We start from the raw sequence: 25,373 nt of genomic DNA on the forward strand, positions 1-25,373 counted from the left end.
GAATGCATTTTTTGCTTCTTTGTTTTCATATAATATGCGCAATTTGTTTTATTGGGTATGTTTTTTTTGATGCGGTGATTTTTCCATTTGCTTATAAAAAATGCTCAAAGGAAGAATGTGATCGCATCAAAGCATCTTACACAAAAGCTAGTGGCATTTTATTTGGAATTATTTTTATTAGCCTTTTGGTTAGTGGTGGTGCATTATTAAGTTATTATGACTTAAAAGGAGTTTTTGCCACTTCTTTTGGTTTATTTTTAGGTATTAAGCTTTTTTTGATTTTTTGTATGTTTATCATCACTGCTTATGCAATCTTTAAAATTAGATTTCTAAAAAAGGAAGACCCTTTTAGGGGAAAATCACATACCATTGCTTTAGTGCTCTCTTTTTTAATAGTGATTTTGGCTAAAGCAATGCTGTATTATGGATAATTAAGTTTTGATACTGGGTTTTTAAGATAGGAATTATTTTTATTTCAAGTAAAAATCAAAGATATGATTTATCTGCATTCTAAAATCAGTTATTAGCCATCTTTTGCTTTTAAATTAAGCAAAAAATATTTATTTTTTAAATTATAAGCTTATTTGAGTATCTTCTAATAAAAGGGGGTGTGAGGCTTGATAATTCTGGTGCATTTTAATCTTCACTTGTAATTGTGATATTTCCAACAGTAAATCCTAAAGTAAATAGGCTCAACACAGCTATTTTTACACAAACTATCTTTTCTTTGGAATTTTTAGATCATATTTATATTTTTTATAGATTCTAACAACGCTCCTAAAAACAACATTACTTACTACAGCACTAACTAAAATTTGCCCTCTTTGGTTAAATATATATACTAAGTCTATTTGAAATTCTCTTGGATTTTATATCAATGGAATTTCTAAATTCATTCCCAATGAACTCTTGTATATTTCCCTTTAGTTGTATTGGTTTTTCATTTTATTCTTTATTGTGGCAAAAAGATACTGTATTTTTGCATTTTAATTATTTTTTATTTTAAAAAATTCTGAAAATAAAAATTAAAAGGATTGGGGTGGGATAATATTTTGAGAATTATCTCATAGTGGATTTTAATTTTTTAAAGGATGAATTATTTTAAAATAAATCGTTATTTGATAGCAGAAAAAGGTTATTAAGTTTTTTTTGATGATGAGGATTGAAGTTTATAAAAGATGAGATAAAAAATAAGGCTAGATATCATCATTTTAATAAATAAGAGCTTTAAAATATCTTTTTAGTTTTTTAGATTAAAAGTCATCATAATAAAGGAGAGAAAGGAAAACTTTTTGTTAAGAAAGATTTTTTTTGTATTTTTCTTTGATTTATTTTGAGGGCAAAAAATAATCTTGTAATTTTTTATTAAGAAGGCATCTATCTTTAATAAAAAATAATTAAAACTCAAGATATTGAGATTCAAAGATGCCCCCACCTCCCACATCTTTGGAGGATTAAGGTAAGAAACAAATAAGTATCAGCAAAATATTTTCTATTCTTTTGTGAGATTAACTAAATGGATTAATCACTACTACGACAGCGGAATTGACCCTTCTTAAGAACCATCTTAACTCCACCTATTCCAAATAACCATCGATTTTCAACCAAATTTTTCATAAAGGCACCAAATTTTCCTGAAACTCTTTTGCCAAATACAACACCAACTGCATCTGTATGGCCGATTGAGCAAATAGATCCACGATTAATAAATCTAAAGTCTTGAAATGAAGTTTTTCCCTCAAGCTTATCTGCTAAAAGATTACCCACATATTCTCCCATTTGGGTTGCAAGCTGGGCAGTTGGAACATGCACCACCTCTTTTTGAGCATAAATTGCACAATCTCCTACTACATACATATTGTCATAATCAATACTCTTGAGTTTAGAATCTACCTTTAATCTTCCCTTATTGCTATGGATAGGAGAATAATATTCTACTGTATCATTTCCCTTTACTCCTGTACCCCATAAAACAGTATTTCCATAAATTTTTTCTTGATGCCCATCTTTTGTAATAATGACACCATCTTGATGACACTCTTCAACAGTTGCTGAAGTGATAAATTTCACCCCTAAATCTTCAAGCTTTTGAGTTGCCAACTGGCTAAGCTTTTCATCAAATACAGGCAGGATTCTAGAAGAACGGCCCACACAAGTGATACTAATATCTTCTTTACTTAATCCATAGTTTTGACAATATTTTTTAATTTCATGTGCAAGTTCTGCAGTAAATTCTATGCTTGTAAAACCAGCACCACATACAATAAAAGAAAGCTCATTCTTGTCTTTTGTGAGATGATAATTTTTAAATTTTCTTTCAATATGTTTGCTTAGCTTTAAGGCTGCATTTAAAGATGAGAGTTTGTAGGTATTTTCTTTCACTCCCTTAATACCAAAGTCATCAGGTTTAAAACCAAGTCCTAATACTAAGACATCATATTCATAATTGTCTAGCTTACCCACAATTTTATTTTCTTGAGGTCTTATTTCCATTACTTTGTCTTTAACAAACCTAACATTATTTAAAAGACTTCTATAGTAAATTTTTGCCTTTTTTTCGCTTAATGTTCCAATAGCGACTTTGTGTAAAAGTGTTGTTTGATAATGGTAATCGTGTTTGCTAATTAATGTAATATCGGCTTTGGCATTTCTTTTTTGGAGAGTAAGGGCTGCTTTCAAACCTCCATATCCACCACCAATTATTAAAATTTTCTGAATCTTTTGACTCATTATCTAGTCCTTAAAAGTTGTTTTTTAGCCGTATGATAAAGCAAAAAAACTTAAAAATGTGTTAAAAATATCAGTATTCTTTGACTTTTTTGTGGAGGCTAAAAAAGTGCACTAGATGAGTGCTACTTTCTACAATATAGTTTCTTAGACCAAGTTCGCTTTTCCACCAGTTTGTAGTATCATAAGTTTTATTTGGGATTCCAATAATATAGATTTTTGTTGCAATGTTTTTAGTTTCAAAGACCTTTTTGAAGGTGAAATAAGCTCTTTTAGTATGATATTTGTCTGTAATAATAAGAATGCTTGATACAAAATGTTTCTGACAAAAGTTGGCAATATCAATTGCTTCATCTAGAGTGCTTGTAACACCATTTTTGTAGCTTTTTGCAACTAAAAAAGGTATTTGATAATCTTGAAGAGTAAGGCTTGTGTTTTCAAATTGACTTAAACGATTTAGTGTTTTTTTCTCAAAATAATCTTTTGGTTGGATTATAAGAGCATAGCGGATAATTTGATTTTTATAAAGCGCAATGGTAGCACTGACTCTGGTTTCAGGATTGCCTCCAAGGATAATGCCATAATCATATTGATATCTTGGCACAAAGGGGTAAATCTTATCAGGCTCTTTGAAAAAAGTCCTATCTTGGAATAAAACATCAAGTTTTTCCTCTAGAATCTCCTTTTCAAAAAATTTGGCATAGGATTGCAGAAGTTGCTCTTTATAAAAAAATAAGAAAAGGATAATAAAAATAGTGACAAAACCTAGTTTATGTTTTGCTATAACTTTTATCATCTTTCTTTTTGTAGGGTTTCTTGTTGGATTAGTTTAGAAAAAATACAAAAGAATACACAAAACAAAACCATTGTGGTATTGCTCTCCCAAATTTCTCCTGTAAAAGAATTGGGAAAAATTGTATAAAAAAGAATACTAAGACCACAAAGACTAAAAACAAAAATATTTTGATTATTGGATCGTAGATAACAAGAAAAGAGTTTAAGAGAAGCAAACCATACAAATAAAATAGCAATAACCCCAACTATACCTCTTTTTGCTGCTGCATTGAGAAATTGATTATGTTTTTTCCCTCGTGCTTGTTGATAGCTCTGATCCCTGACAATTTTACTTGAGCTTTTCTCTAAAATCTTTGGAAGATTCTGTAAGATCTCTGCAGAGCTTAATCCAAAAAAAGGTGCCATCTTAAACATTGCCCAAGCCTCTTTCCACATCTCAAACCTTAATCCAATACTTGTTTCTATCTCTCCTTTAGAGTATTGTTGTAAATCTTGAGTTGCTACTTCTATTCTAAAAACATCCTTATTTTTATCTGTTATGGATACAAATACAAAGCTAACACCATAACATAAAAGAATTATTAACATTTTTATTAATAGGGTTTTAAAATGTAGCCTTTGATAAAAAAATAACATACATAAAATAAAACACCAACCCATTATTAGGCCAAGCATTGCACCTCTTGTTGCACTCAAAGCACAAGCAAGGGAAGCCAGGAATACCGAAATAAGAAAGAAAAATTTTATTCTTTTGGTATGAAAAAGAAAAAGGATGGTTCCAAGAAGGCATAAAATTGTTGATCCATCTGCCATTTCTGCAATTCCACTGAAACCATCTACTCTCCCCATACCAAGCACGTAGCGTTGATACAAAGAGATACAACCTGTAATAATCCCACCTAGTCCAATGGCATAAAAAAAGATTCTCTTGTGAATTTTGAAATCAAGCTTTAAAAAGAGTGTAAATAAACAGGCCATTAAAATATATTTTGAGGGTAAATCTAGATCTAAAAATGATGGCATCTTTGGATTGCTTAAACTAGGAAGTTCCCAACCTTTTCCAAATATGTAAGAGAGTAGGGCGCTGATAAAAAAAGATAATAGTGCAATGATAAATAATTTTTGATGTGATTTTAAAGGAATCTTTGATGTGTTATTAAAAACAAAAAAAGCAAAGAGAGTTAATAAAGAGATGCACGCAATAACAATACTCATATCTCTAAAGCTTATACTCATAGGTAAAAGACAAGCCATAAAGGTTATGAGAATATTTAAGGAATAAGTTTTTGTTAAAGAACTCATTAAAAGACTCCTGATTATTTTATTGTAATACGAAAGTTTCTATAAAAGATTATAGATTTCTTGAGTGCAGATTTTAGCAACTTTTTGTATTTTTAATTGGTTTATATAAATACATTTAGTGCATCTACTTCCCCATTTTCTTGCAGTTTTACGATGGAGGAATAATCCGATGGTTTTTATTTGTAGGTTGTTGGCAATATGGATTAGTCCTGTATCAATGGAAAATAGCAAGTCAATTTGTCTAATTAATTCTGTAATATTGAGTAAATCTTCATTGTTGTGAAAAATACAAAAGTTTGGATGGGTTAAAAGATTATCAGGAAAGTGAGATTGAATTAAATCCCTTTTGTCTGCAAAAGTTGGGATAATGACAAAAGTATCTTGTATAAGATTTTCTATGATCTTTGCATAAGTTTGTAGGGGTAAATTATCATTTTGAGAAAAACCAAAGGGATTGACTAAAATGGTTTTGAGATGATTTGGATTGTTTTGATCTAAAAAAAGGCGAATTTTCTTTTGATAGGATAGTGGAGGATTAATTTTTGGAGTTTGGGAAAGATTAAAATCATTATGTCTTTGATGAGGAATTAATTTAGGTAGTTTTAAAAGTCTTTTTTCAATACTTGAGGTGGTAAATGAAAAAGTTGTTTTGAATTGAAAATCAAAAAGATTATGAAGTTTGCTAAAGGTAAGGATTTTGCATTTGATTGTTTTTTGAAGCTTAATTTTAGTGTCTTTTGTGGAATCTGTAGAGATAAAAAAATCAAGATGACAATCAGGAATATGGGGCAATTGATCTACAAGAATAATAAAATCAATCCAAGAAAAGGTTTGATAAAAAAACTTACCAGTTGTATTTGTAAAAACATAAAGCTCACACTCTGGAAAATATTTTTTTATTGCATAAAGAGAGGAGATAGCTACAACACTATCTCCTACTTTTCCACAAATATAGTAGCCAATTTTCATTTAAGGTTTTTTGAGGCTTGACAGGTCTTAGAATCTTGTCTAAAAAATTGAGGATATTTTGTTTTTATTTGCTCAATAATTGAAATAATAAGAGCCTGATTAAAATCTCCATCATCTTCAATGAGGTCAATTTCATCAATATAAATATCAATTAGTTTTTTAATATACTTGCTTTCTGCTCCAGCAAAATGAAAAGCCACCCCCAACATATCAATAATTTCAAGAGCCAATTCTTGATATTCATTTTCTTGCATCATCTTTCCTTATTTAGCGATCTTAATACTTGCTCTTTTATATCACTATATAAAAAGCTTTCCTTAAATCCATCAATTCTTCCTCCAGAGGCATTTTTATGACCCCCACCATTAAAGCATTCTTTGCTTAACAAATTTACATCACAATTTCCATTTGCACGCAAGGATACATTGCCCTTAAAATTTACATCAATATAAAAATCATACTCACTATTGCGCTTTAAGAAGAGATTTGCAAGCACACTAATACCTCCCATTGAGTAACTTAAAAAACCTTTTTTGCCCTGATAGGTAATAGTGCATAAATCTTTTTTAGATTCTAAAAGATTAACTTGTGCATTTGAAACTATATTATCCATTGTTTGATTTTGAGGATCTCCTCCTAGGGCAATTTTTTTTAACATAAAAATAGAATTATCAAAGGCAACAGGACCATTCTCAAGTTCAATAAAATCTTTTATGGAATCTAAAAGTTTGAGTTTGTAATTATGATGAGAATCCTCAAACATAAAACGATTAAGCTCATTGGAATTTGCAATAAGACTTAAAGCAACTTTTCCAAACTCAAAACCATATCCATCCTCTTTCCAGATATCAATTGAATTTATCATTTCAGTTATCTTTTCTAATAACTTCTCATTAGATGGATTTTTAAGAGGGTATTTTTGCTTTAGGGTTTCATAGGTGATCTTAGTTGCACAGCGTTGTGTATCAAGATAATACCAGTGAAAAGATTTTGCACTTTCTTCTCCACTAATATGGTGATCTAAAAGGCAAATTTCAATATCCTTACCCTCCATTCTCATAAGCTCAACTTTTTCTTGTAAGATTTTGCATTCTTGCAAGGAAAGATTTAAATCTGTAATTAAAATGAGAAACTTTTGTGGTGTTTTTGTGCGAAATTTTTCTTGAAGCTTACTAGTTTGTGAATGTTGTATGCAATGAAAAATATGATTAAGACGAGCTAGTATCTCTTTTCCATAGTTTGCATTGAAAAATTCTATTTTATCGAAAAATTCTCTTGCGATATATTGACATCCATATCCATCTAAATCAATATGTGAAAGGTGGTAGACTTGCATTTTTATCCCTTAGTTAAAATTAATTTCAATATTACCTAAAATCTCATATTTGGTATTCATATCTAATTCTGCGTGGCTAAGCACTACAAGGTCAATTTTAAATTGCTCAAGCTTTGAGGCTAGAGCTCGCCTTAAGGCAGGATCTACGATCAAAATTACAGGTGCAATTCCTTTTTGTAGTATTTGCATACTTTCTTCGGTGATTGTATCAAGTAATTTTTGCATTTCATTGGTGTTAAGTAGAAGTGTTTTTCCAGATGGTTGTTCCCTTAGTTTGCCTAAAAGATACTGCTCTGTATCAAGAGAGAGGGTTACTAACTTTAAAATTCCATCTTCTGATTTAAAGATATTGGTAATCACACGAGAAAGTTTAGATCTTACCTGTTCTGTTATGAGTGCTACATCATTTTGTAGAGGCGTAGCAACATCTGTAATAGTCTCTAAAATTGTAAGCATATCTTTGATAGGAATTTTTTCGTGTAAAAGCTCTTGTAGTACAGATCGAATGACTCCTGCTTGGACTTTTCTAGCTTCTTCAATAATAGCTGGATAGTCTTGTGAAAGACGATCTAAAATTGATTTAACCTCATCTTTTGTGATAAATTCTTCTGCATAATTCTTTACAAGTTCGCTCATATGGGTTGTGATGACAGTTGAGGGATCAATAATAGTATAGCCTTGAATGATTGCTTCTTCTTTGTTTTCTGGATCAATCCAAAGTGCATCCATTCCAAAAGCAGGTTCTTTGGTAGGAATTCCTTCAATTTCTTTGCCAACAAGCCCTGTGTTCATTGCTAAGAATTTATCAGGCATTACACTGCCCTCACCAATACTAATGCCCTTAAGCTTGATTTCATAATTATTGGGTTGTAATTGCAGATTATCCCTGATTCTAATTTGTGGCATCAGAAATCCATAATCACTTGCAATTTTTTTACGAATACCTCTTACTCGCTCAAGCAAATCGCCATTTTGTTTGACATCTGCAAGACTGATAAGCTGATAACCTAGGTCTAATTCTAATAACTCAATTTTTAAAACCTCATCAATTGCTTTTTCTTCTTCTTTTTTAATCTCTTCGGCACTTTTTTGTTGTACTGGTGGAGGGAGGTGTTGTTGTGTATTGACTTCTCTAGGGTTTGTTTTAGCCTGTGTATCAAGTTTAATATTAGTCTTTTTGCTAAGCCATTTTTCAAAAATACTAAAAAGACTCTCTTTGTCTTCTCTAGAAATAAGCCAAGAAATAAATAAGAATAAAATACCAACAAAACCTAAGGATAGAGTGGGTAGTCCAGGAACCGTAGCAAATAATAAAAGAATCACTCCTACAATAATAAGTGTTTTGCTTTTATCGGTGAGTTGTGTGATAAGTTTGCTTGCAAAATTTTCCTCTTCATTTTGTGTGGTTCGTGTAGCAACAATACCTGTAGCAGTGGCAATAATAAGTGCAGGAATCTGTCCTACTAATCCATCGCCAATTGTTAATATAGTAAAGGTAGCAGCACTATCACTAGCACTCATTCCTCTTTGAAAAACACCAATTAAAAATCCCCCAATGATATTAATAATTGTGATAATGATAGAAGCAATGGCATCACCTTTAACAAACTTACTAGCACCATCCATTGCACCATAAAAATCTGCTTCTTGCGTGAGAGCAGATCTTCTAGCCTTGGCTTCTTCATTATCAATCAACCCAGCATTTAAATCTGCATCAATTGCCATTTGTTTTCCAGGCATTGCATCTAGGGCAAATCTTGCTCTTACTTCTGTTACCCTCGTAGAACCATTTGTGACAACTAATAGATTTACTAAAACTAAAATAATAAAAATAATACTACCAATCACATAATTCCCACTTACTGTAAAAGCACCAAATGCAGCAATAATATCACTGACAGAATCTGCACCCTTATATCCCTCAGTGAGTATCATTCTAGTAGTTGCAACATTAAGTGCTAGGCGATAGAGCGTAACAATAAGCAAAAGTGTAGGGAATGCTGAAAAGTCCGTAGGTTTGGTAATGTATAAACCTATGAGGATAATCAAGACAGAAAGTGCTATGGAAACAGTTAGAAGAAAATCTAGAAAAATAGGTGGCAGGGGGACAATGATGATTGCAAGTATGATGATAACAAAAGCAACTACTGCAAGATCTTTTGATTGTGTAAAAGTCCTGAGTACTGACATTATGGATTGTAAAACATCGATTTTCTTTTTTGCCAACTTTTGCCTCTATGCTAAAAGTAATTACACTACATAAAACTTAGAAAAATAAAAATTATAAAACTAGACTAAATAAAAGATTGATTCTACACTATTTTTATTTGATTTTTTGATTTTTTATTGTAAAATCCTCGCTTTAATTAAATACCATTCAGGAGGTCTTTATGGCTTTAGATACGGCGAAGAAACAAGAAATTATCCAAAAATTTGCTAGAGATAGCAAGGATACAGGTTCATCAGAAGTGCAAATTGCTCTTTTAACTCAAAGAATCTCTAATTTAACAGAGCATCTTAAGGTAAATAAGAAAGATTACTCAAGTAGATTAGGATTATTAAAGCTTGTAGGTAAGAGAAAGCATCTACTTAAATACCTTAAAAATTCTCAATATGAGAGATATAGCAAGATTATTAAAGAGTTGGGTATTAAGGATAGATAAAACTAGGAAGAGGAATTAAAAATTTCCTCTTCTTTTTTGCTAACCTCTATCTGATTTGTCAGATAAAAGAACTTCCTCATCACTAAGAAACTAATTAGATCCTCTAGGTCTTTTTTAAGAAATTGTTTGATGTATTGATTTGCTTGATAGATAATCTCTTGCGCTAAAGATGGATTTTTTAAGATAAAATCTACCCTCTCTTCTAAATCACTAAAATCATCCCTAATTTCCAAGTAATGATGGTTTTCAATAAGCATTCCTTCCATAAACCAAGTCTCAAACTTTGGTTTTGGCATTAAAACTAAAGAATTAGAGCTCATTATCCATTTAAGATTTGTGGCAGTATCATTACCTTCAAGAGACATTATAAATTTATATTTCAAATGTTCTTTGATGCTTGCCCTTCCTTTATTCCAAGTTCTAAATTCCTCATTTCTCAATGATCCTGTATGACCAGCATTTACAAGAGGATGGTTAAAAAATTTATGCATAAAGTCTTGACGGTTTTTTTGATAGCATCCACCCCGAAAAAAAACTTGATTAAATTTTTGTGAATAGGGAATAGATTCTCTTAGTTCTTGTGTGAGAAAATTAAAATGCCTTTTTTTATCAAGCTTTAATAAAATATTATTACTTGTAGGATTTTTTGCAATGGGTCTAGATTTACAAAAGCTTGGTGTTTTTACCTCATAATTAACATCACCAGATTCTAAGTGGAATAAAAGATTGGGATTAAAAAAACGCATATATTCATAAAAATCATAACAATATCTTGAGCCATTATTGAGAATTTCATATTTGGTTTGTTGTTTAGATGAAAAAGAAGAATTGGGATCAAAGCTACAATAATAATTCACACGCTTTGAAACATAATCTAGCTGACTATCATATTTATCTAGCAAAAAGGAGATTTTTTTCTCCAAGTTTCTCTTGGGAAAAAGTAGAAAATAAACTCCTTGTATGTTGTGTGATAAATTGTCTAACATCTATAAGTCCTCAATACCTAAATAATTTATCTAATTATATGTTTAATTTTAGAAAGAAGTCTAAAAGTTCTTGGCATTTTTATCCTTAGTCTATCTTTTATGCCAAGATAGGATAGGTTTTTTTCATAAAAATTAAAATGATCGATAAGATTTTTTGGAATTTTTTCATAGGGTATTTCTTCCATTTTGTTTTTAAATAAATAGATATATATGGGTATCTGTCCTTTTAAAATTTTTAAAATACCCCTATCTTTTTCTTTATGTAAGAGTTCTTCAAAAAAATCCATAATAACAAGGTAGCTTTGCAGTGATTTTAATATTTTTTGTTCTGTTGTCTTGCCTCTCATAATAGATTCCTCACTTAATTGGTAAGTATAAAGGCAAAGAGAAGTAATGCAAACCTTTTTAGCTTGTAGTAAAATTTGTGCAATAAAGGGCATATCTTCATAAAATATTTTTGGTATGAATAAGATTTGATTTTTTAGTAAAAAGGATTTTTGAATAATATAAAGCCACACACAGCCATCATTTAAGATACTAGGATTCTTCTTTAAAAGTTTTTTGCCTTCAATAAAAATTGGACAAGTAGATAAGCTTTTGGTTTTTGTAGTCAATTGAGTTTTATTTGAATTCTTTTTTAGTGTGGGTGGAGATGTGAAATTGCAGATCTTTAAGACTTCAATATCTTGATGTTTTAAGACTTCATAGAGTTTTTCACACATATCCTTTTCTATATAATCATCAGAATCCACAAAAACAAGATAGTTTCCATCTGCACTCTTTATGCCAACATTTCTTGCACGGCTCAATCCCTTATTTTCCTGATTAATAAGTTTAATGCGATGATCACTTTTAGCATATTCTCTTGCAATTTCACCACTAGTATCTGTACTTCCATCATTAATTAAAATAATTTCTATATTTTTAAAACTCTGATTGAGTACAGAATCTAGGCATCTAGAAAGATACTTTTCAACATTATAAATTGGAATTATGATTGAAAAAAATGGCATAAAGTGACCTTATTGTCCTTGATAGAACTATTCTTACTCTTCTTATAAATAAGACAAGAGGAAAGAAAAGACGATAATAGATAGGGTAGTGAAGATTTAGTTTTTGTAGAATAGAGAGGTTGCAATTAAAACCTAATAAATCGTCTTTTGTAAAAATTAAGTCTTTGTGGTAATTTGTCTTTTGGATCGCTCTTAAAGTGTGATCCATAGCAGTCTCTGAGCTAATTTTTAGGATTTCTTTCAAGGAAGATTCTGTATAGTTTTGTATTCTCTGTTGTAAGAGATTAGCTAAAACATAATAGCTATTTGCAGAATAGACTTTTTTACTAAAAGATGCTTTACCTCGCATTGTAGAGATAGGTGTTAAGTCATAATAATATTTACAAATTTTACTTAAATAAATTTTTTTGGCTTGCAAGAAAGCATCTGTGCAAAAGATCACATCTTCATATAAAATTCCCTCGGGAAAATAGATATTTTTTTGTTTCAAATAATCATTTTTAAAGATAAAATGCGCAATTGTAGTGATAAAAAGACTATTTTTACAGATTCTTAAAATGCTATCTGCACCCGTTTTTGCATCAAATATTTTTTGTTGAGGCAAGATTTTTGTAAAATAATCTCCTAAAATTTTTCGTTTGCCCTTTACAAAGAAAAATGGAGTGACTAAAACTTCAATTTCTTGATGTTTTAAGACTTCATAGAGTTTTTCACACATATCCTTTTCTATATAATCATCAGAATCCACAAAGAGTATATAATCCCCCCCCCCCATTTTTAAACCGATATTTCTTGCATGACCCTGACCCTTATTTTCCTGATTAATAAGTTTAATGCGATGATCACTTTTAGCATATTCTCTTGCAATTTCACCACTAGTATCTGTACTTCCATCATTAATTAAAATAATTTCTATATTTTTAAAACTCTGATTGAGTACAGAATCTAGGCATCTAGAAAGATACTTTTCAACATTATAAATTGGAATTATGATTGAAAAAAATGGTGCAATTTCTCTTTGCATTATTAAGCAGTATCCTTTAACTCTAACTTTATAAACTAATTTGATTGTATCTAAAAATTTAAAAGGAAAGAATTGCACAGCGCATTTATTGCTAGTTTATACATAAAAATTAATTTTGATATATAGGGCTAAAAGTAGTTTATTTTAAGTATTAGAAAAGTTAATTTATAGGATTTGAAGTTTATTAAATCTATCTTATCTTCCAATGTATGGGTTTTGTATGAATAACAAAAGATGTTAAGGTATTTTTGCTTTCTTAGGTCAAGATGATGGAGTAAACTCATTTTTAGGTGAAAATCGAAGTGGTTGATAAGAAAGTGGTGCGGAAAAGAGGACTTGAACCTCCATGCCTTGCGGCGCCAGATCCTAAGTCTGGTGCGTCTGCCAGTTTCGCCATTTCCGCAAATATACCCAAGACATATAAAAATACAACTATGGATACAAAAATTCTAACTCATACTTTGAGATAAATAACCCATATCCAAAGTGAAATTAAAACTTGTGTTGCGAATTATAACATAAACAAAATAAAATTCAATAAGATAGCTTTCAAAATTAGGATAGAATTACTTGGAATTTTTACTAAATGCGGATTCCTAACCCATATTTAGTAAAAATTTTTAGAAAACACAAAAATATTGGGAGAGTATGAAGAATGGAAGAAGTAATTGTCAATAGGAAAAAAATTTATAATCCAGAATCTGTAGAAACTGTGAATGAAAGAAGAATTTTTGGTGGAAATCCAACTAGTATATTTGATCTTAATAAGATTAAGTATCAGTGGGCTTATGATTTGTGGAAAACGATGTTGGCAAATACTTGGTTTCCAGAAGAAGTCAATATGAATGGAGACAAAAGGGATTATAATGGGGGATTAACTTCTCAAGAAAAGATTGGGTATGATCGTGCTTTGGCCCAGTTGATTTTTATGGATAGCTTACAGACAAATAATCTTATTGATAATGTGAATCCTTTTATTACTAGTCCAGAGATTAATCTTATTTTAGTACGTCAGGCATATGAAGAGGCTTTGCATTCTCAAAGTTATGCGGTGATGGTAGAAACTATTTCAGCAAATACAGATGAAATTTATGATATGTGGCGCGTAGATATGCAATTAAGAAGCAAGAATGATTATATTGCTAATGTGTATTTAGACCTTGCTAAGAATCCAACAGAGCGCAATATTGTTAAAGCAATGTTTGCAAATCAAATTCTAGAGGGGATTTATTTTTATAGTGGTTTTGCATTCTTTTATACTCTTGCTAGTTCAGGAAAAATGCTTGGATCTGCGCAAATGATTCGTTTTATCCAAAGAGATGAGGTTACGCATCTTATTGTTTTTCAAAATATGATAAGAACCCTAAAAAAAGAAAGAGCTGATCTTTTTACAAAAGATTTAGAAGAAGAAGTAATAGAAATGTTTAGAAGAGCTGTTGATATAGAATCTGCTTGGGGAGAATATATCACTCAAGGTCAAATTTTAGGACTCACTACAGAATTGATCCGACAATACATTGAATATCTTGCTGATACTAGGTTATCAAAGGTTGGTATGTCAAAACTCTATAATGTGGAGCATCCTATTAAGTGGGTGGAGCAGTATGCAAGCTTTAATGAGCAAAAGACTAATTTTTTTGAGGCAAAGGTTACAAATTATGCGAAGGGAAGTTTGATTGATGACTTTTAAGAAAATTTATACTCTACAACCCCATATACACCAAGATTATAATCTTAATCTTGAGTTTTTACTCAAGCATATCAAGCATGCACAGGATGGCTCTATCATTCTTGCTCCTGAAGTAATGCTTACAGGGTTTGCATATCAAAAGATGGAAGAAGCAAGCGAGTTTTCAAGAATTGCAACAGAGAAGATTCTTGAAGCTACGACCAATAAGACCTGCATCATTACAATGATTGAAAAAAATAATCAGTCTTATTTTAATAATTTGAAGGTTTTTCACAATAATGGTCTTATCCATAAACAGGCTAAAACCAAACTTTTTGCTCTAGGAGATGAGCATTTACACTTTAAGCAAGGAAGCATTGAAGAGTGTGTACCTTTTATGATAGATGGTATTAAGTGTAGTGCTTTAATTTGTTTTGAATTGCGTTTTCCTAGGATGTGGGATTTGGTGAGAGATTCTGAAATTGTTTTTATATCAGCACAATGGGGAGAACCCAGAAAAGAACATTTTGAAACACTTTCAAGAGCACTTGCAATCTTAAATCAAAGTTATGTTATAACAAGCAATCCTAAAAACTTGCAAATGGCAAAAGGGAGTGCAATCATCTCTCCTTATGGTTTAGTTTTTAAAAATGATAGAAAAGAAGTTATAGCTCTTGAAATTCATTTAGATGAGGTAGCGCGTGTTAGAAAATATATCCAAGTGAGAGAAAAATAATGTTTGTTAAAAGTGCTTTAATGAGTGAGGAAATTGCAAAAGTTTTTCCCTTGGATAAGCGGATTAAGGATGCGATTGCTAATGTGGATAGGGAATTGTTTGTTCCGGTGTCTTTGAGGATGCATGCTTATGCATTAAGTGCTTTGCCCATTCAGGAAAATCAATGGATTAGTTCTCCTTTAACAGTTGCAAAGATGACGCAATTTTTATTACCAGATGGAGCAGATAGTGTTCTAGAAGTGGGTTGTGGAAGTGGTTATCAAGCTATGGTTTTATCAAAAGTTTTTAGAAGAGTTTTTACGATTGAAAGAATTGAAAAAATTTTACTTGAGGCTCAAGCTAGAATCCGCAAAAGTGGTGTTTATAATATTAACACAAAGCTTGATGATGGCCAAAAGGGTTGGAGTGCGTATGCACCCTATGATAGAATCCTTTTTTCTGCATGTGCCCAAGAAATCCCAAGGGCTTTAGAGGAGCAATTGCAAGAAGGGGGTATTTTGGTTGCCCCAATGTTAATAGATGGCAAGCAGGTTATAAAGCGTTTTAGGAAGATAAATGGATATTTAGATAGGGGTGAGATTCTAGAGGAGTGTCGTTTTGTACCCGTTTTGGATGGGGTAATGCGTTAATGTTTTCAGGACTTGCTCCTCAATATTTTTTCTTTGATTTTGGCTTTAAAGAGAGTTTTGTTTTTTTTGTTATATTTGTTTTGAGTTCTTTTTTTCTTTATAAAAATAACAGGGAATTTTTTCTATTAAATTTTTTTTTCATTCCCATAGGTTTTATACCACTTTATAGTTACCCTAATTTATTTGGTATATGGCTTTGCAGTTTTTTATATATTGCTTTTATCTTAGCAATTTATGATGCAAAATATCTTGCTGTTCCTGCTTGGTTGAATTATCTTCTTGTAATAGAAGCATTCTGTAGCTTTTTTATTAGCAGTTTTGTTTTAGATTTTTTTGATATTTTATGCGAAGCTTTTGCTTTAGTGGGATTATTAGCAATTTTACAAGTGGTAATACGCACAGCTTTAAAGAGGGAAGCGTTAGGAGATGGCGATTTGGTCTTTGTTTTTGCCTTAGGAATTGCATTTGGATTTTTTGGAGGACTAGAAATCTTATTTTTTGGAAGTTTAGTGGGATTGTTGTTTATCCTTTATAAAAGAAAAAGAAAGCTACTACCTATGATTACTTTTTTATGGATAGGCATATGTTTAAAAATTTTATCGGGTTTGTATGATGTTTAAAAAGTATCTTTTTAGTTCAATTGCACAGATATTTTTTCCTTTTTTCTTGGTATTGTTTTTTATTTCTTCTGTAGTTTTACTTATAAGTATCGCAGGGATTACATTAGTAGTGAAGATGAATTTCACAGATTTGATGCTTGTGTTTTTATATCTTTTGCCAGGAACAGTGTTTTTTATCATTCCTATTACTTTTTTTGCTTCCTGTGTATTGGGACTTGCAAGACTTTCGTATGATTATGAGTTATTGGTATTTTTTTCCTTGGGTGTTTCGCCTAAAAAGATTTTAAGATTTTTTATCCCAATTAGCTTACTTGTGACATTTGTATTGCTAATTTTTTCTCTAGCATTAATCCCTTTATCCAAAAGTGCTTATTCTGATTTTATTGCAGAGAAGAGAACAAAAATTGATGTAAATGTAAGACCTGGAGATTTTGGCCAAAAGCTTGGGGATTGGCTTGTTTATATTGATGATATGAAAGATAATGTGTATGAGGGGCTTGTTTTATTTTCAGGGGTTGATTTGGGGCAAGAAAGTTTTGTGGTTGCAAAGAAAGGAAAAGTTGAAAACCTAGATGGAGTTTTTAAAATGAGTCTAGAAAATGGTGATGCTTATTTTGCAAAAGATAATGAAATAAAAAAGATTAACTTTCAAGAGATGGCAATCCAAAGTGAGCTTAAAAAAATCAATCTAAGTTCATATGATTTATGGGCATATTGGAGGAGTGCTTTTCATGGAAAAAAATCCCAAGCAAGAAGATTGTCTCAAGCTATTCTTACTTCTCTTTTTCCTCTTGCAAGTTTATTTTTAATCCCTCTTTTTGGTATTGCAAACCCAAGATTCCAAAAGAATCTTTCTTATGTATATATCCTTGTAACAGTTATAGTTTATTTTGGTTTTGTGCATATTTTTGGTGAAAATGCTCCATTTGTAGGGATCTTGTTAATTCCCTTGATGACTATAGGGATTTCTTATTATTTTTATAGGAAGAGAGTGCTTAGAGTTTATTAAATGTTTGTTGCTGCAAAAATTGCTTATGATGGAAGTAAATTTTATGGCTTTTCAAAACAAAAAGACTACTTAAGTGTAGTTGAGTTTTTAGAAAAAAAGTTGGCTACATTTGGAATCTTTACTAAGGTAATGGGTGCAGGAAGGACAGATAGAGGAGTCCATGCTACAGGACAAGTTATTAAGTTTGAAGTTCCAGATTATTGGGATTTAGAGAGATTATTAAAACTATTTAATATTAAAGCATATCCTTTGGTTGCAATAAGAAGAATTTGGAAGGTAACGGAGAATTTTCATCCAAGATTTGATGCAGTTAAAAGAGAATATCGCTATATTTTTGGAAAAAGTAGAAGAAATATTTGGTTAAGTTCTTATGTTTCTTATGAGGTTTATGATAGTCAAGAAAAAATACAAGAAGCCTTAGAAATATTTATTGGAAAGCATGATTTTTTGTTTTTTAGTAAAAGAGGCAGTGATGCTACAACCAGTGTTAGGGAAATTTATAAAGCATTTTTGTATGAGTACCAAATTTTAAATGATAAATATCTTGTTGCAGTTTTTCAAGCTAATGGATTTTTATATGCACAAATAAGAATGATGATGGGTGCTATTTTAGCCTATTCAAGAGGTGAAATTACTCTTGATGATTTGAAATCACAACTTTTGGTACAAAAATCTGTTTATCAGATTCCATCAAGCCCAAGTGGCCTTTATCTCAGCAAGATTTTTTATTAAATTTTACTTAAATTAAGCTTTATTTAAGATATTTATTTCTATAATTGCGTCTTTGATTTAAATTACAAAGGTTTGATTATGGAAATAACAAAAACCGCTAAAGCGAATGAAATAACCAGAGATTGGGTTGTTCTTGATGCAAAAGACAAGACTTTTGGGCGTCTTATAACAGAGATTGCAGTCCTATTAAGAGGTAAGCATAAACCTTGCTTTACTCCAAATGTTGATTGCGGGGATTTTGTAGTGGTGATTAATGCACAGCAAGTGAAGTTTTCTGGTATGAAGCTGGAAGATAAGGAATATTTTACACACTCAGGATATTTTGGAAGTACAAAGAGTAAGACACTAAAAGAAATGCTAGCAAAAAGCCCTGAAAAGCTTTATCATTTGGCAGTTAGAGGGATGCTTCCAAAGACAAAATTAGGTCGTGCAATGATTAAAAAACTTAAAGTGTATAGAGGTGCAGAGCATCCACATACAGCACAAGTATCAAAAAGTAAATAAGGAAAAAAAATGGCAAAAGTTTATGCGACAGGAAAAAGAAAAACAGCAATTGCTAAGGTTTGGTTAAGTAGTGGTACTGGAAAGCTTGTAATCAATGGAAGTGATTTAGATACTTGGCTTGGAGGTCATGAAGCAATAAAGATGAAAGTAATGCAACCTCTTATGCTTACAAATCAAGACAAGTCGGTAGATATTATTGCAACAACTTTTGGTGGTGGGTATTCTGCTCAGGCAGAGGCTTTAAGACATGGTATTTCAAAAGCACTTAATGCTTATGATATTTCTTTTCGTGCAATTTTAAAACCAAAAGGATTACTCACAAGAGATGCTCGTGTAGTTGAGCGTAAAAAATACGGAAAAAAGAAAGCAAGAAGAAGTCCTCAATTCTCAAAAAGATAATTTTTATCCAATCCTTTTTGGGTTGGGTATTTATGGGGAAATTATGCAAAAAAAGATTGATTTAAAAAACGCTCCAATACCTTCATTATTTTTTTCTTATTTTATTCCTTCTTTATTTACTATGTTAGCTCTTTCTACATATTCTGCAATTGATGGAATCTTTGTAGGAAAAAAGGTAGGAAGTGATGCACTTGCTGCAATAGGAATTTCTTGGCCAGTTTTTTTAGTAATTATTTCTTTTGAATTATTGCTTAGTTTTGGAGGTGGAACTCTTGCATCTTTTTATTTAGGAAAGAGCAAGCCTCTAAAAGCGCGTATAGTATTTAGCTCTATTTTTTATTTTATAGTGATAGTAAGCTTAGTGCTGGGATTGATCTGCTTTTACTTTGTGGAGAATATCACATCTTTTTTAGGGGCTAGTGAAAGGCTTGAGGGTTATGTGATCGAGTATCTAAGTGTAATCTTTTTGGGTATGGTTTTTATTGTTTTGCATCCTCTAAGTGATATTTTTACAACCAACGATAAAAGGCCAATGCTTGCTACAATATCTATGATTGTAGGTGCAGTGAGCAATATTATCTTAAATTATTTTTTTATTTTTGTTTTTGAATGGGGAGTAATGGGAAGTGCTTTAGCAACGGTTGCTGCCCATATTATTGGAAGCATAATTCTAATTTGGCACTTTTTATTCAAAAAAGGAGATTTATTTTTTGTAAGATCTTTTTCCATAAAGAGTGTGATGAAAGCAGCAAAGATAGGTATTCCCCAGTCTTTTGCGGAATTATCTGCAGCAATAGTCATATTTTTATTTAATATAACTTTAATGTCTGTTGTGGGTGAAAAAGGCGTAACTATTTATAGTATCTTGATGTATTGTGGCATCATCTTTTTTACTATTTTGCTCTCTGTGACACAAGGAATGCAACCCATCGTTAGTTTTAGTTATGGTGCAACTTTGCTTGATAGAACAGAGCAAATTTTAAGATATTCTTTAAAAGCAATGCTAAGTATGGGGGTTTTGCTTTATGTTTTTGCATATTTCTTTGGAGATCATTTAATCTTTTTATTTTTAAAACAAGAACAATTACAAGATAAGGTTTTTATATCAGAAATTGTTTTGGCAATGAGAATCTATTATGCTGGGTATATTTTTTTAGGATTTAACATGCTCATTGCCACCTATTTGCAATCTTTACAACGCACATTATCTTCTTTTATTATAACCTTTCTTTATACAATAGGTTTTATTATGATATTTTTACCAATCTTTAGCCATCTATTTGGAGAAATAGGGATTTGGTCTAGTTATCCGTGTGCTCAAAGTGTTGCTTTGGTTTTTGTAACTTGCATTTTATTGTATGAAAGGAGAAGGATTTTTGGAACGCTTAAAAAATAAGGTTTTGTTGTTTGATTTAGATGGGACCTTGATAGATTCAACAGATGCAATCTGTCAAAGTTTTATATCAGTCTTTAAAGATAAGGGAATGCAATCCCCTGATAGAGAATCCATTAAGAGTATTATTGGCTATCCTCTTGATGAAATGTTTAAGTATTTTGGAGTTAGGGATAAGATAGAGGTATTTGTACAAAAATATAGAGATTATTACCAAGAGATTTATCTACAAAAAACCACAATGTTGCCAAATGCTATTAGATCTTTAAAGGAAGCATATAACTTTGCAGAATTAGGAGTTGTGACAACAAAAACAGCTTTTTATTCAAAAAAAATTCTTGAAAACTTCAATGTGCTAGAACTCTTTAAAGCGGTTATTGGCAGAGAGGATGTAGTGCATCCAAAACCTCATGCTGAACCAATATTAAAGGCTATGGAATTTTTCAATAAGGATTCTATATTTTATATGATAGGGGATACTTCTTTAGATATTCAAGCTGCTGTAAATGCGGGTGTAGTACCAATTCCAGTTAGCAGTGGATATGAAAGTAGAGATAAATTACAAGCTAGAGGCTTTAGGGTATTTAACGATACTTTAGAAGCTGTTTTGTTTATAAAAGAGTCTTAGTTTTAATAAAAAATTAACTTCTTATAATCTTTGCTTTTATAAGTAAAGATTATTTTAACTTTTTCATACCCAATATTTGATAATTTTTGATAGAATCAGAGCGCATAAAACCCTAAGATTAGGATTTTAATTATTTTTAACAAAGGAGCAGATGATGTTAGAGATCAGATGGCACTCTAGAGCTGGTCAGGGCGCAGTTACTGGTGCGAAAGGATTAGCTGATGTTGTAGCTGGAACAGGCAAACAGGTTCAAGCTTTTGCATTTTATGGTTCCGCAAAGAGAGGTGCGGCTATGACTGCATATAATAGGGTAGATGATTCTCCTATTTTAAACCACGAAAAATTTATGAGACCAGATTATATTCTAGTGATAGACCCTGGACTAACTTTTATTACAGATATTTGTGCTAATGAGAAAGCTGATACAAAATACATTATCACAACACACTTAAGCAAAGATGAATTGATTGCAAAAAAGCCAGAATTAAAGGGCAAAGAATTATATACATTAGATTGTATTAAAATTTCTGTTGAGACAATTGGTAAATCAGTACCAAATGCACCTATGCTTGGTGCTTTGATGAAGGTTTCTGGAATGCTTGAATTAGACTATTTCTTAGAGAATTTTATTAAACTTTTAGGCAAGAAACTTCCTCAAAAAATTATTGATGCAAATCGTGAAGCAATTACAAGAGCATATAACGAAGTAAGATAAGGAGTAAATTATGAAAGGTTGGAATGAATTTGAAATTGGGTCTGTTCTTTTTCCGTTTAATGAGGATGGATTAAAAGCACAAGAAAAAATGCCTGATAATAGGGACTATACAGAAAACAGCTCTAGAACAGCTAGCGTAGCACATTGGAGAGTACAAAAACCTGTTCATAATAAAGATCATTGTATTAATTGCTTCTTTTGCTGGGTTTATTGTCCAGATGCTTCTATTTTGGCTCAAGATGAAAAGATGAGTGGTGTTGATTATACACACTGCAAAGGTTGTGGTGTTTGCGTATCCGTATGTCCTACAAATCCAAAATCTTTACTTATGTTTGATGAAAATGAAGTAAATGAGGAAGCAATACAAAAGTGGCCTCAAAAAGAAAGAAAATAAGGAGACAAAATGGCATTAAAATATGAATTATTAAAAACAGAGGTTTGGGATGGGAATATGGCTGCAAGCCACGCTTTAAGACAAGCTCAAATTGATGTAGTAGCTGCTTATCCCATTACTCCTTCAACACCAATTGTACAAAATTATGGGAACTTTGTGAGCAATGGTTATGTTGATGGTGAATTTGTAATGGTAGAATCAGAACATGCTGCAATGAGTGCTTGTGTAGGTGCAGCTGCAGCAGGTGGAAGAGTGGCAACTGCTACAAGCTCTCAAGGATTTGCATTAATGGTAGAAGTAATGTATCAAGCTTCTGGTATGAGAGTTCCTTTAGTTTTAAATCTTGTAAATCGTGCCTTAGCAGCTCCATTGAATGTTAATGGGGATCATTCTGATATGTATTTAAGTAGAGATTGTGGTTGGGTAAGTTTATGTGCTTATAATCCACAGGAAGCATATGATTTTAATTTAATGGCCTTTAGAATTGCTGAAGATATGCGTGTGAGAATTCCAGTTATTGTAAATCAAGATGGTTTTATTTGTTCGCATACTGCACAAAATGTAATGCCTTTGAGTGATGAAGAAGCTTATAAGTTTGTTGGAGAATATAAGACTAAAAATCCATTATTAGATTTTAGCAAGCCTGTGACCTATGGTGCTCAAACAGAGGAAGATTGGCATTTTGAGCATAAAGCACAATTGCACCATGATTTAATGAAATCTGATGTTGTAATTAAAGAAGTTTTTGAAGAATTTGCAAAGCTTACAGGTAGGAAATATTCCCTTGTAGAGGCGTATGATATGGATGATGCTGAAGTGGCAATTGTAGCTCTTGGAACAACTGTAGAGACTGCTAGAATTGTTGCACAAAATGTAAGAAAAGAGGGAATTAAGGCTGGAGTAGTCTCAATTAGATCTCTTAGACCATTCCCTTATAAGGAAGTTGCTGAAGCTTTAAAAAATTGTAAAGCAATTGCTATGTTAGATAGAAGTTCTCCTGCTGGAGCAATGGGTATGTTATTTAATGAAGTTGGAGTTGCGGTATTGCAAAATGCTTCAAATAAGCCTATTTTATCAAATTATATATATGGTCTGGGTGGTAGAGATATGACACAAGATGGACTGATAGAGGTATATAAAGATCTTGATAAGAATGCAAAAGCTGGTAAATTAACACATCCAACACAACAGTTTATAGGCCTTCGTGGTAATAAAATGGCTTTTAATTAAGGAGAGTAGTGATGACAAAAGATATTAAAAATTTGAAGCAATTTTCAAAGTCAGCAGAAAAGTTTGAAGGTGCAAATCTTCTTTGTCCAGGTTGTGCTCATGGTATGATTATTCGTGAAGTCTTAAACTCTGTAGATGGTCCTATTTTGATCGGAAATTCTACAGGTTGTATCGAGGTTTCTACAGCAGTATATCCTTATACTTCTTGGGATGTTCCTTGGATACATATCGGCTTTGAAAATAGTTCAACAGCAGTTTCTGGTGCAGAAGCGATGTATCGTGCATTGACTAATAAGGGTAAATACAAAGGTGAAAAACCTAAGTTTGTTGCTTTTGGTGGTGATGGTTCAACCTATGATATTGGTTTCCAATGGATAAGCGGATGTTTTGAAAGAGGACACGATTTTACTTATATCTGCTTTGACAATGAAGTCTATGCAAATACAGGCGGTCAAAGAAGCGGTTCTACTCCTCTTGGATCAAGCACATCTACTACTCCTTCTGGAAAGGTGAGCTATGGTAAAAAAGAGAAAAAGAAGGATATGCTGTCAATTATGGCTGCACATGGATCTCCTTATGTAGCACAAGTTGCTCCAAATAAATGGAAAGATATGAATAAAAAAATTAAAACAGCACTAGATACAGAGGGACCAACTTTTATTAATGCTTTAAGTGCGTGTACTACAGAGTGGAGATTTAGTTGCAACAATACAGTGGAGATGATGGATCTAGCAGTGGATTCTTTAGTATTTCCACTTTATGAAATTATTGATGGTTGTCAGCTAAATATTACCTATCGTCCAAAAAATGTGATTCCTGTTCGTGACTATCTAGGAGTTCAAGGAAGGTTTAAACATCTATTTAAACCAGAAAATGAACATATTATTGAGCAGTTCCAAAAAGATGTTGATAAAAAGTGGGAGATGCTTCAAAGAAGAGAAGAGGCAAAAATTTAAGTTTGCAGAGAGTAAGGGGGAGGCGATACCACAGTAATTTAGGGGTTTATATTCTTTTCTTTAGAGAAATATAAACCTTTTTTTGAAGTTGCAGTGTGCTACAAGAAATTTTAGCTATTTGTATATCCTCTTTTACACTAAGATTGATTCATAAACTTGAGTTAGTGGTTCTAATGATTGTCGTATTGAATTTGACAAGAGTTTGAGATTCCTTCTCTTGCCACCACTTAATTTTTCTTTAAGATCTTAGGTCTTTAAAAACTATACAAGAATACAAGATGACAATTTGACAACATTAATCACAATATGCTTTATTGAGAGTTTTTAGCATATTGAACCTCCTTTGTATTGAGTGGTGGTAGGAGAGGGAATTGAAGTATAAAAATTTCAATGTTACCAAGAAAAAGATGGACTAAAAAATATAGTAAATTTTATATAAGACTCTAAGGATATGAGATCTAATAGTTAGATTTTATTGTTAGAGCAATATAGACTAAATAACAAACAATTATAAAAATTCTCTCAGAGAACTGCATCTTTTAATCTTAAACAATATTTTAATGTGGCTTAAGTAACCAAAATGTTTTTATGCTAATTATTAGAAGATGTCTTAGTGATTTAGAAATCACAATTGTTTTTATGGACAAATAAAGGTCAAGCGAAATTCTTAAAAAATCGTATTTAAATTTACTAAGAGGCTGACTAAAAAATAATTTTAAAAAATCTTATTAATAGAATTAGTGTAATCAGAATTTTTTAAAGTTAGGATAATCTTGCATAAAAATATAAAAAAACTTTAATCAAACCAATAAATTTTTGGATTAAAAACATTAAAAAATAAATTAACTAGTATTAATTTTTTAGAGATTTTTTGCCATAAATAAAAATTTTTATTAAAAACTGTTAAAAACAGCTCCCTAAAAGTAAAAAAAGTAAATGAAAAC

The 25,373-nt window shown here is 31.4% G+C and carries 26 protein-coding genes and 1 tRNA gene; 16 read left to right on the top strand and 11 right to left on the bottom strand.

The window, feature by feature from the left end:
- The first annotated feature begins 2 nt into the window (after window positions 1-2).
- The gene (locus C6H31_RS03065) at window positions 3-431 is read left to right on the top strand and encodes a trehalose-6-phosphate synthase (RefSeq protein WP_104697325.1); all 429 of its coding nucleotides are present in this window, start codon (window positions 3-5) and stop codon (window positions 429-431) included.
- Window positions 432-1,521: 1,090 nt separating this feature from the next.
- Here C6H31_RS03065 and C6H31_RS03075 read toward each other — a convergent pair.
- The 7 genes from C6H31_RS03075 to flhA all read right to left on the bottom strand — a co-directional run bounded on the left by C6H31_RS03075 (window position 1,522) and on the right by flhA (window position 9,319).
- Complete coding sequence (locus C6H31_RS03075) at window positions 1,522-2,730, bottom strand: NAD(P)/FAD-dependent oxidoreductase (protein WP_104697327.1); 1,209 nt, start codon at window positions 2,728-2,730, stop codon at window positions 1,522-1,524.
- 70 nt (window positions 2,731-2,800) lie between these two features.
- Window positions 2,801-3,523: an ElyC/SanA/YdcF family protein gene (locus C6H31_RS03080; protein ID WP_104697328.1), complete on the bottom strand. Its 723-nt coding sequence runs from the start codon at window positions 3,521-3,523 to the stop codon at window positions 2,801-2,803.
- Complete coding sequence (locus C6H31_RS03085) at window positions 3,520-4,824, bottom strand: O-antigen ligase family protein (protein WP_104697329.1); 1,305 nt, start codon at window positions 4,822-4,824, stop codon at window positions 3,520-3,522. Before C6H31_RS03085 ends, C6H31_RS03080 begins: the two co-directional genes overlap by 4 nt.
- Before the next feature lie 39 nt (window positions 4,825-4,863).
- Entirely contained in the window at window positions 4,864-5,793 is a 930-nt protein-coding gene (locus C6H31_RS03090) for a glycosyltransferase family 9 protein (protein WP_104697330.1), read from the bottom strand.
- Complete coding sequence (locus C6H31_RS03095) at window positions 5,790-6,047, bottom strand: hypothetical protein (RefSeq protein WP_104697331.1); 258 nt, start codon at window positions 6,045-6,047, stop codon at window positions 5,790-5,792. Before C6H31_RS03095 ends, C6H31_RS03090 begins: the two co-directional genes overlap by 4 nt.
- Window positions 6,047-7,129: a DHH family phosphoesterase gene (locus C6H31_RS03100; RefSeq protein ID WP_104697332.1), complete on the bottom strand. Its 1,083-nt coding sequence runs from the start codon at window positions 7,127-7,129 to the stop codon at window positions 6,047-6,049. The genes C6H31_RS03095 and C6H31_RS03100 overlap by 1 nt, the downstream gene beginning before the upstream one ends.
- Before the next feature lie 9 nt (window positions 7,130-7,138).
- Window positions 7,139-9,319, bottom strand: coding sequence for a flagellar biosynthesis protein FlhA (gene flhA, locus C6H31_RS03105; RefSeq protein WP_104697387.1), 2,181 nt, complete (start codon window positions 9,317-9,319; stop codon window positions 7,139-7,141).
- 200 nt (window positions 9,320-9,519) lie between these two features.
- Between flhA and rpsO the strand changes: the two genes are divergently transcribed.
- On the top strand, window positions 9,520-9,792 hold the full coding sequence (gene rpsO / locus C6H31_RS03110; RefSeq protein WP_104697333.1) for a 30S ribosomal protein S15: 273 nt from the start codon (window positions 9,520-9,522) through the stop codon (window positions 9,790-9,792).
- Between the two features lie 2 nt (window positions 9,793-9,794).
- Here the strand turns inward: rpsO and C6H31_RS03115 are convergent, their stop codons facing one another.
- From C6H31_RS03115 to C6H31_RS03130, 4 genes are all read right to left on the bottom strand, one after another.
- Window positions 9,795-10,778 carry a glycosyl transferase family 90 gene (locus tag C6H31_RS03115; protein WP_104697334.1) on the bottom strand — a complete coding sequence of 328 codons (984 nt, stop codon included), beginning with the start codon at window positions 10,776-10,778 and terminating at the stop codon, window positions 9,795-9,797.
- A gap of 26 nt (window positions 10,779-10,804) precedes the next feature.
- Window positions 10,805-11,791, bottom strand: a complete 987-nt coding sequence (locus tag C6H31_RS03120; protein ID WP_104697335.1) for a glycosyltransferase — start codon at window positions 11,789-11,791, stop codon at window positions 10,805-10,807.
- Window positions 11,757-12,815, bottom strand: coding sequence for a glycosyltransferase (locus C6H31_RS03125; RefSeq protein WP_104697336.1), 1,059 nt, complete (start codon window positions 12,813-12,815; stop codon window positions 11,757-11,759). The genes C6H31_RS03120 and C6H31_RS03125 overlap by 35 nt, the downstream gene beginning before the upstream one ends.
- Before the next feature lie 318 nt (window positions 12,816-13,133).
- Window positions 13,134-13,218: transfer RNA gene (locus tag C6H31_RS03130), tRNA-Leu, on the bottom strand.
- Window positions 13,219-13,470: 252 nt separating this feature from the next.
- Here C6H31_RS03130 and C6H31_RS03135 point away from each other — a divergent pair.
- From C6H31_RS03135 to C6H31_RS03200, 14 genes are all read left to right on the top strand, one after another.
- Complete coding sequence (locus C6H31_RS03135) at window positions 13,471-14,505, top strand: ribonucleotide-diphosphate reductase subunit beta (RefSeq protein WP_104697337.1); 1,035 nt, start codon at window positions 13,471-13,473, stop codon at window positions 14,503-14,505.
- Entirely contained in the window at window positions 14,495-15,220 is a 726-nt protein-coding gene (locus tag C6H31_RS03140) for a carbon-nitrogen hydrolase family protein (protein ID WP_104697338.1), read from the top strand. Before C6H31_RS03135 ends, C6H31_RS03140 begins: the two co-directional genes overlap by 11 nt.
- Window positions 15,220-15,849 carry a protein-L-isoaspartate(D-aspartate) O-methyltransferase gene (locus C6H31_RS03145; RefSeq protein ID WP_104697339.1) on the top strand — a complete coding sequence of 210 codons (630 nt, stop codon included), beginning with the start codon at window positions 15,220-15,222 and terminating at the stop codon, window positions 15,847-15,849. Before C6H31_RS03140 ends, C6H31_RS03145 begins: the two co-directional genes overlap by 1 nt.
- Complete coding sequence (locus C6H31_RS03150; protein WP_158654708.1) at window positions 15,810-16,469, top strand: prepilin peptidase; 660 nt, start codon at window positions 15,810-15,812, stop codon at window positions 16,467-16,469. Before C6H31_RS03145 ends, C6H31_RS03150 begins: the two co-directional genes overlap by 40 nt.
- Window positions 16,462-17,478, top strand: a complete 1,017-nt coding sequence (locus C6H31_RS03155; protein ID WP_104697388.1) for an LptF/LptG family permease — start codon at window positions 16,462-16,464, stop codon at window positions 17,476-17,478. Before C6H31_RS03150 ends, C6H31_RS03155 begins: the two co-directional genes overlap by 8 nt.
- On the top strand, window positions 17,479-18,210 hold the full coding sequence (truA, locus tag C6H31_RS03160; protein WP_104697341.1) for a tRNA pseudouridine(38-40) synthase TruA: 732 nt from the start codon (window positions 17,479-17,481) through the stop codon (window positions 18,208-18,210). It begins immediately after the preceding gene.
- 78 nt (window positions 18,211-18,288) lie between these two features.
- A complete protein-coding gene (gene rplM, locus C6H31_RS03165) occupies window positions 18,289-18,714 on the top strand; it encodes a 50S ribosomal protein L13 (RefSeq protein ID WP_199768115.1) in 426 nt (141 codons plus the stop codon).
- A 9-nt stretch (window positions 18,715-18,723) separates the two neighbouring features.
- Complete coding sequence (rpsI, locus tag C6H31_RS03170) at window positions 18,724-19,113, top strand: 30S ribosomal protein S9 (RefSeq protein ID WP_104697342.1); 390 nt, start codon at window positions 18,724-18,726, stop codon at window positions 19,111-19,113.
- A 43-nt stretch (window positions 19,114-19,156) separates the two neighbouring features.
- Complete coding sequence (locus C6H31_RS03175) at window positions 19,157-20,509, top strand: MATE family efflux transporter (RefSeq protein ID WP_158654709.1); 1,353 nt, start codon at window positions 19,157-19,159, stop codon at window positions 20,507-20,509.
- Window positions 20,490-21,134 carry an HAD family hydrolase gene (locus C6H31_RS03180; protein ID WP_233709903.1) on the top strand — a complete coding sequence of 215 codons (645 nt, stop codon included), beginning with the start codon at window positions 20,490-20,492 and terminating at the stop codon, window positions 21,132-21,134. The genes C6H31_RS03175 and C6H31_RS03180 overlap by 20 nt, the downstream gene beginning before the upstream one ends.
- Window positions 21,135-21,288: 154 nt before the next feature.
- Window positions 21,289-21,849, top strand: a complete 561-nt coding sequence (locus C6H31_RS03185; protein WP_104697345.1) for a pyruvate flavodoxin oxidoreductase subunit gamma — start codon at window positions 21,289-21,291, stop codon at window positions 21,847-21,849.
- 10 nt (window positions 21,850-21,859) lie between these two features.
- On the top strand, window positions 21,860-22,243 hold the full coding sequence (locus C6H31_RS03190; RefSeq protein WP_104697346.1) for a 4Fe-4S dicluster-binding protein: 384 nt from the start codon (window positions 21,860-21,862) through the stop codon (window positions 22,241-22,243).
- Window positions 22,244-22,252: 9 nt separating this feature from the next.
- Entirely contained in the window at window positions 22,253-23,473 is a 1,221-nt protein-coding gene (locus tag C6H31_RS03195; RefSeq protein ID WP_104697347.1) for a 2-oxoacid:ferredoxin oxidoreductase subunit alpha, read from the top strand.
- 11 nt (window positions 23,474-23,484) lie between these two features.
- Window positions 23,485-24,429, top strand: a complete 945-nt coding sequence (locus C6H31_RS03200) for a thiamine pyrophosphate-dependent enzyme (RefSeq protein ID WP_104697348.1) — start codon at window positions 23,485-23,487, stop codon at window positions 24,427-24,429.
- Window positions 24,430-25,373 lie beyond the last annotated feature (944 nt).

Source organism: Helicobacter sp. 'house sparrow 1', from assembly GCF_900199585.1.
Classification (GTDB): Bacteria; Campylobacterota; Campylobacteria; order Campylobacterales; family Helicobacteraceae; genus Helicobacter_H.

Excerpts from the sequence above, each read along its gene's own strand:
- C6H31_RS03135 (WP_104697337.1), top strand. The coding sequence starts at position 13,471 with ATGGAAGAAGTAATTGTCAATAGGAAAAAAATTTATAATCCAGAATCT.
- truA (WP_104697341.1), top strand. The coding sequence starts at position 17,479 with ATGTTTGTTGCTGCAAAAATTGCTTATGATGGAAGTAAATTTTATGGC.
- C6H31_RS03090 (WP_104697330.1), bottom strand. The coding sequence starts at position 5,793 with ATGAAAATTGGCTACTATATTTGTGGAAAAGTAGGAGATAGTGTTGTA.
- C6H31_RS03120 (WP_104697335.1), bottom strand. The coding sequence starts at position 11,791 with ATGCCATTTTTTTCAATCATAATTCCAATTTATAATGTTGAAAAGTAT.
- C6H31_RS03100 (WP_104697332.1), bottom strand. The coding sequence starts at position 7,129 with ATGCAAGTCTACCACCTTTCACATATTGATTTAGATGGATATGGATGT.
- C6H31_RS03075 (WP_104697327.1), bottom strand. The coding sequence starts at position 2,730 with ATGAGTCAAAAGATTCAGAAAATTTTAATAATTGGTGGTGGATATGGA.
- C6H31_RS03065 (WP_104697325.1), top strand. The coding sequence starts at position 3 with ATGCATTTTTTGCTTCTTTGTTTTCATATAATATGCGCAATTTGTTTT.
- C6H31_RS03175 (WP_158654709.1), top strand. The coding sequence starts at position 19,157 with ATGCAAAAAAAGATTGATTTAAAAAACGCTCCAATACCTTCATTATTT.
- C6H31_RS03085 (WP_104697329.1), bottom strand. The coding sequence starts at position 4,824 with ATGAGTTCTTTAACAAAAACTTATTCCTTAAATATTCTCATAACCTTT.
- C6H31_RS03125 (WP_104697336.1), bottom strand. The coding sequence starts at position 12,815 with ATGCAAAGAGAAATTGCACCATTTTTTTCAATCATAATTCCAATTTAT.
- C6H31_RS03190 (WP_104697346.1), top strand. The coding sequence starts at position 21,860 with ATGAAAGGTTGGAATGAATTTGAAATTGGGTCTGTTCTTTTTCCGTTT.
- C6H31_RS03195 (WP_104697347.1), top strand. The coding sequence starts at position 22,253 with ATGGCATTAAAATATGAATTATTAAAAACAGAGGTTTGGGATGGGAAT.
- C6H31_RS03140 (WP_104697338.1), top strand. The coding sequence starts at position 14,495 with ATGACTTTTAAGAAAATTTATACTCTACAACCCCATATACACCAAGAT.
- rpsO (WP_104697333.1), top strand. The coding sequence starts at position 9,520 with ATGGCTTTAGATACGGCGAAGAAACAAGAAATTATCCAAAAATTTGCT.
- C6H31_RS03145 (WP_104697339.1), top strand. The coding sequence starts at position 15,220 with ATGTTTGTTAAAAGTGCTTTAATGAGTGAGGAAATTGCAAAAGTTTTT.
- rpsI (WP_104697342.1), top strand. The coding sequence starts at position 18,724 with ATGGCAAAAGTTTATGCGACAGGAAAAAGAAAAACAGCAATTGCTAAG.
- C6H31_RS03200 (WP_104697348.1), top strand. The coding sequence starts at position 23,485 with ATGACAAAAGATATTAAAAATTTGAAGCAATTTTCAAAGTCAGCAGAA.
- C6H31_RS03155 (WP_104697388.1), top strand. The coding sequence starts at position 16,462 with ATGTTTAAAAAGTATCTTTTTAGTTCAATTGCACAGATATTTTTTCCT.
- C6H31_RS03095 (WP_104697331.1), bottom strand. The coding sequence starts at position 6,047 with ATGCAAGAAAATGAATATCAAGAATTGGCTCTTGAAATTATTGATATG.
- C6H31_RS03115 (WP_104697334.1), bottom strand. The coding sequence starts at position 10,778 with ATGTTAGACAATTTATCACACAACATACAAGGAGTTTATTTTCTACTT.
- flhA (WP_104697387.1), bottom strand. The coding sequence starts at position 9,319 with ATGTCAGTACTCAGGACTTTTACACAATCAAAAGATCTTGCAGTAGTT.
- C6H31_RS03185 (WP_104697345.1), top strand. The coding sequence starts at position 21,289 with ATGTTAGAGATCAGATGGCACTCTAGAGCTGGTCAGGGCGCAGTTACT.
- rplM (WP_199768115.1), top strand. The coding sequence starts at position 18,289 with ATGGAAATAACAAAAACCGCTAAAGCGAATGAAATAACCAGAGATTGG.
- C6H31_RS03080 (WP_104697328.1), bottom strand. The coding sequence starts at position 3,523 with ATGATAAAAGTTATAGCAAAACATAAACTAGGTTTTGTCACTATTTTT.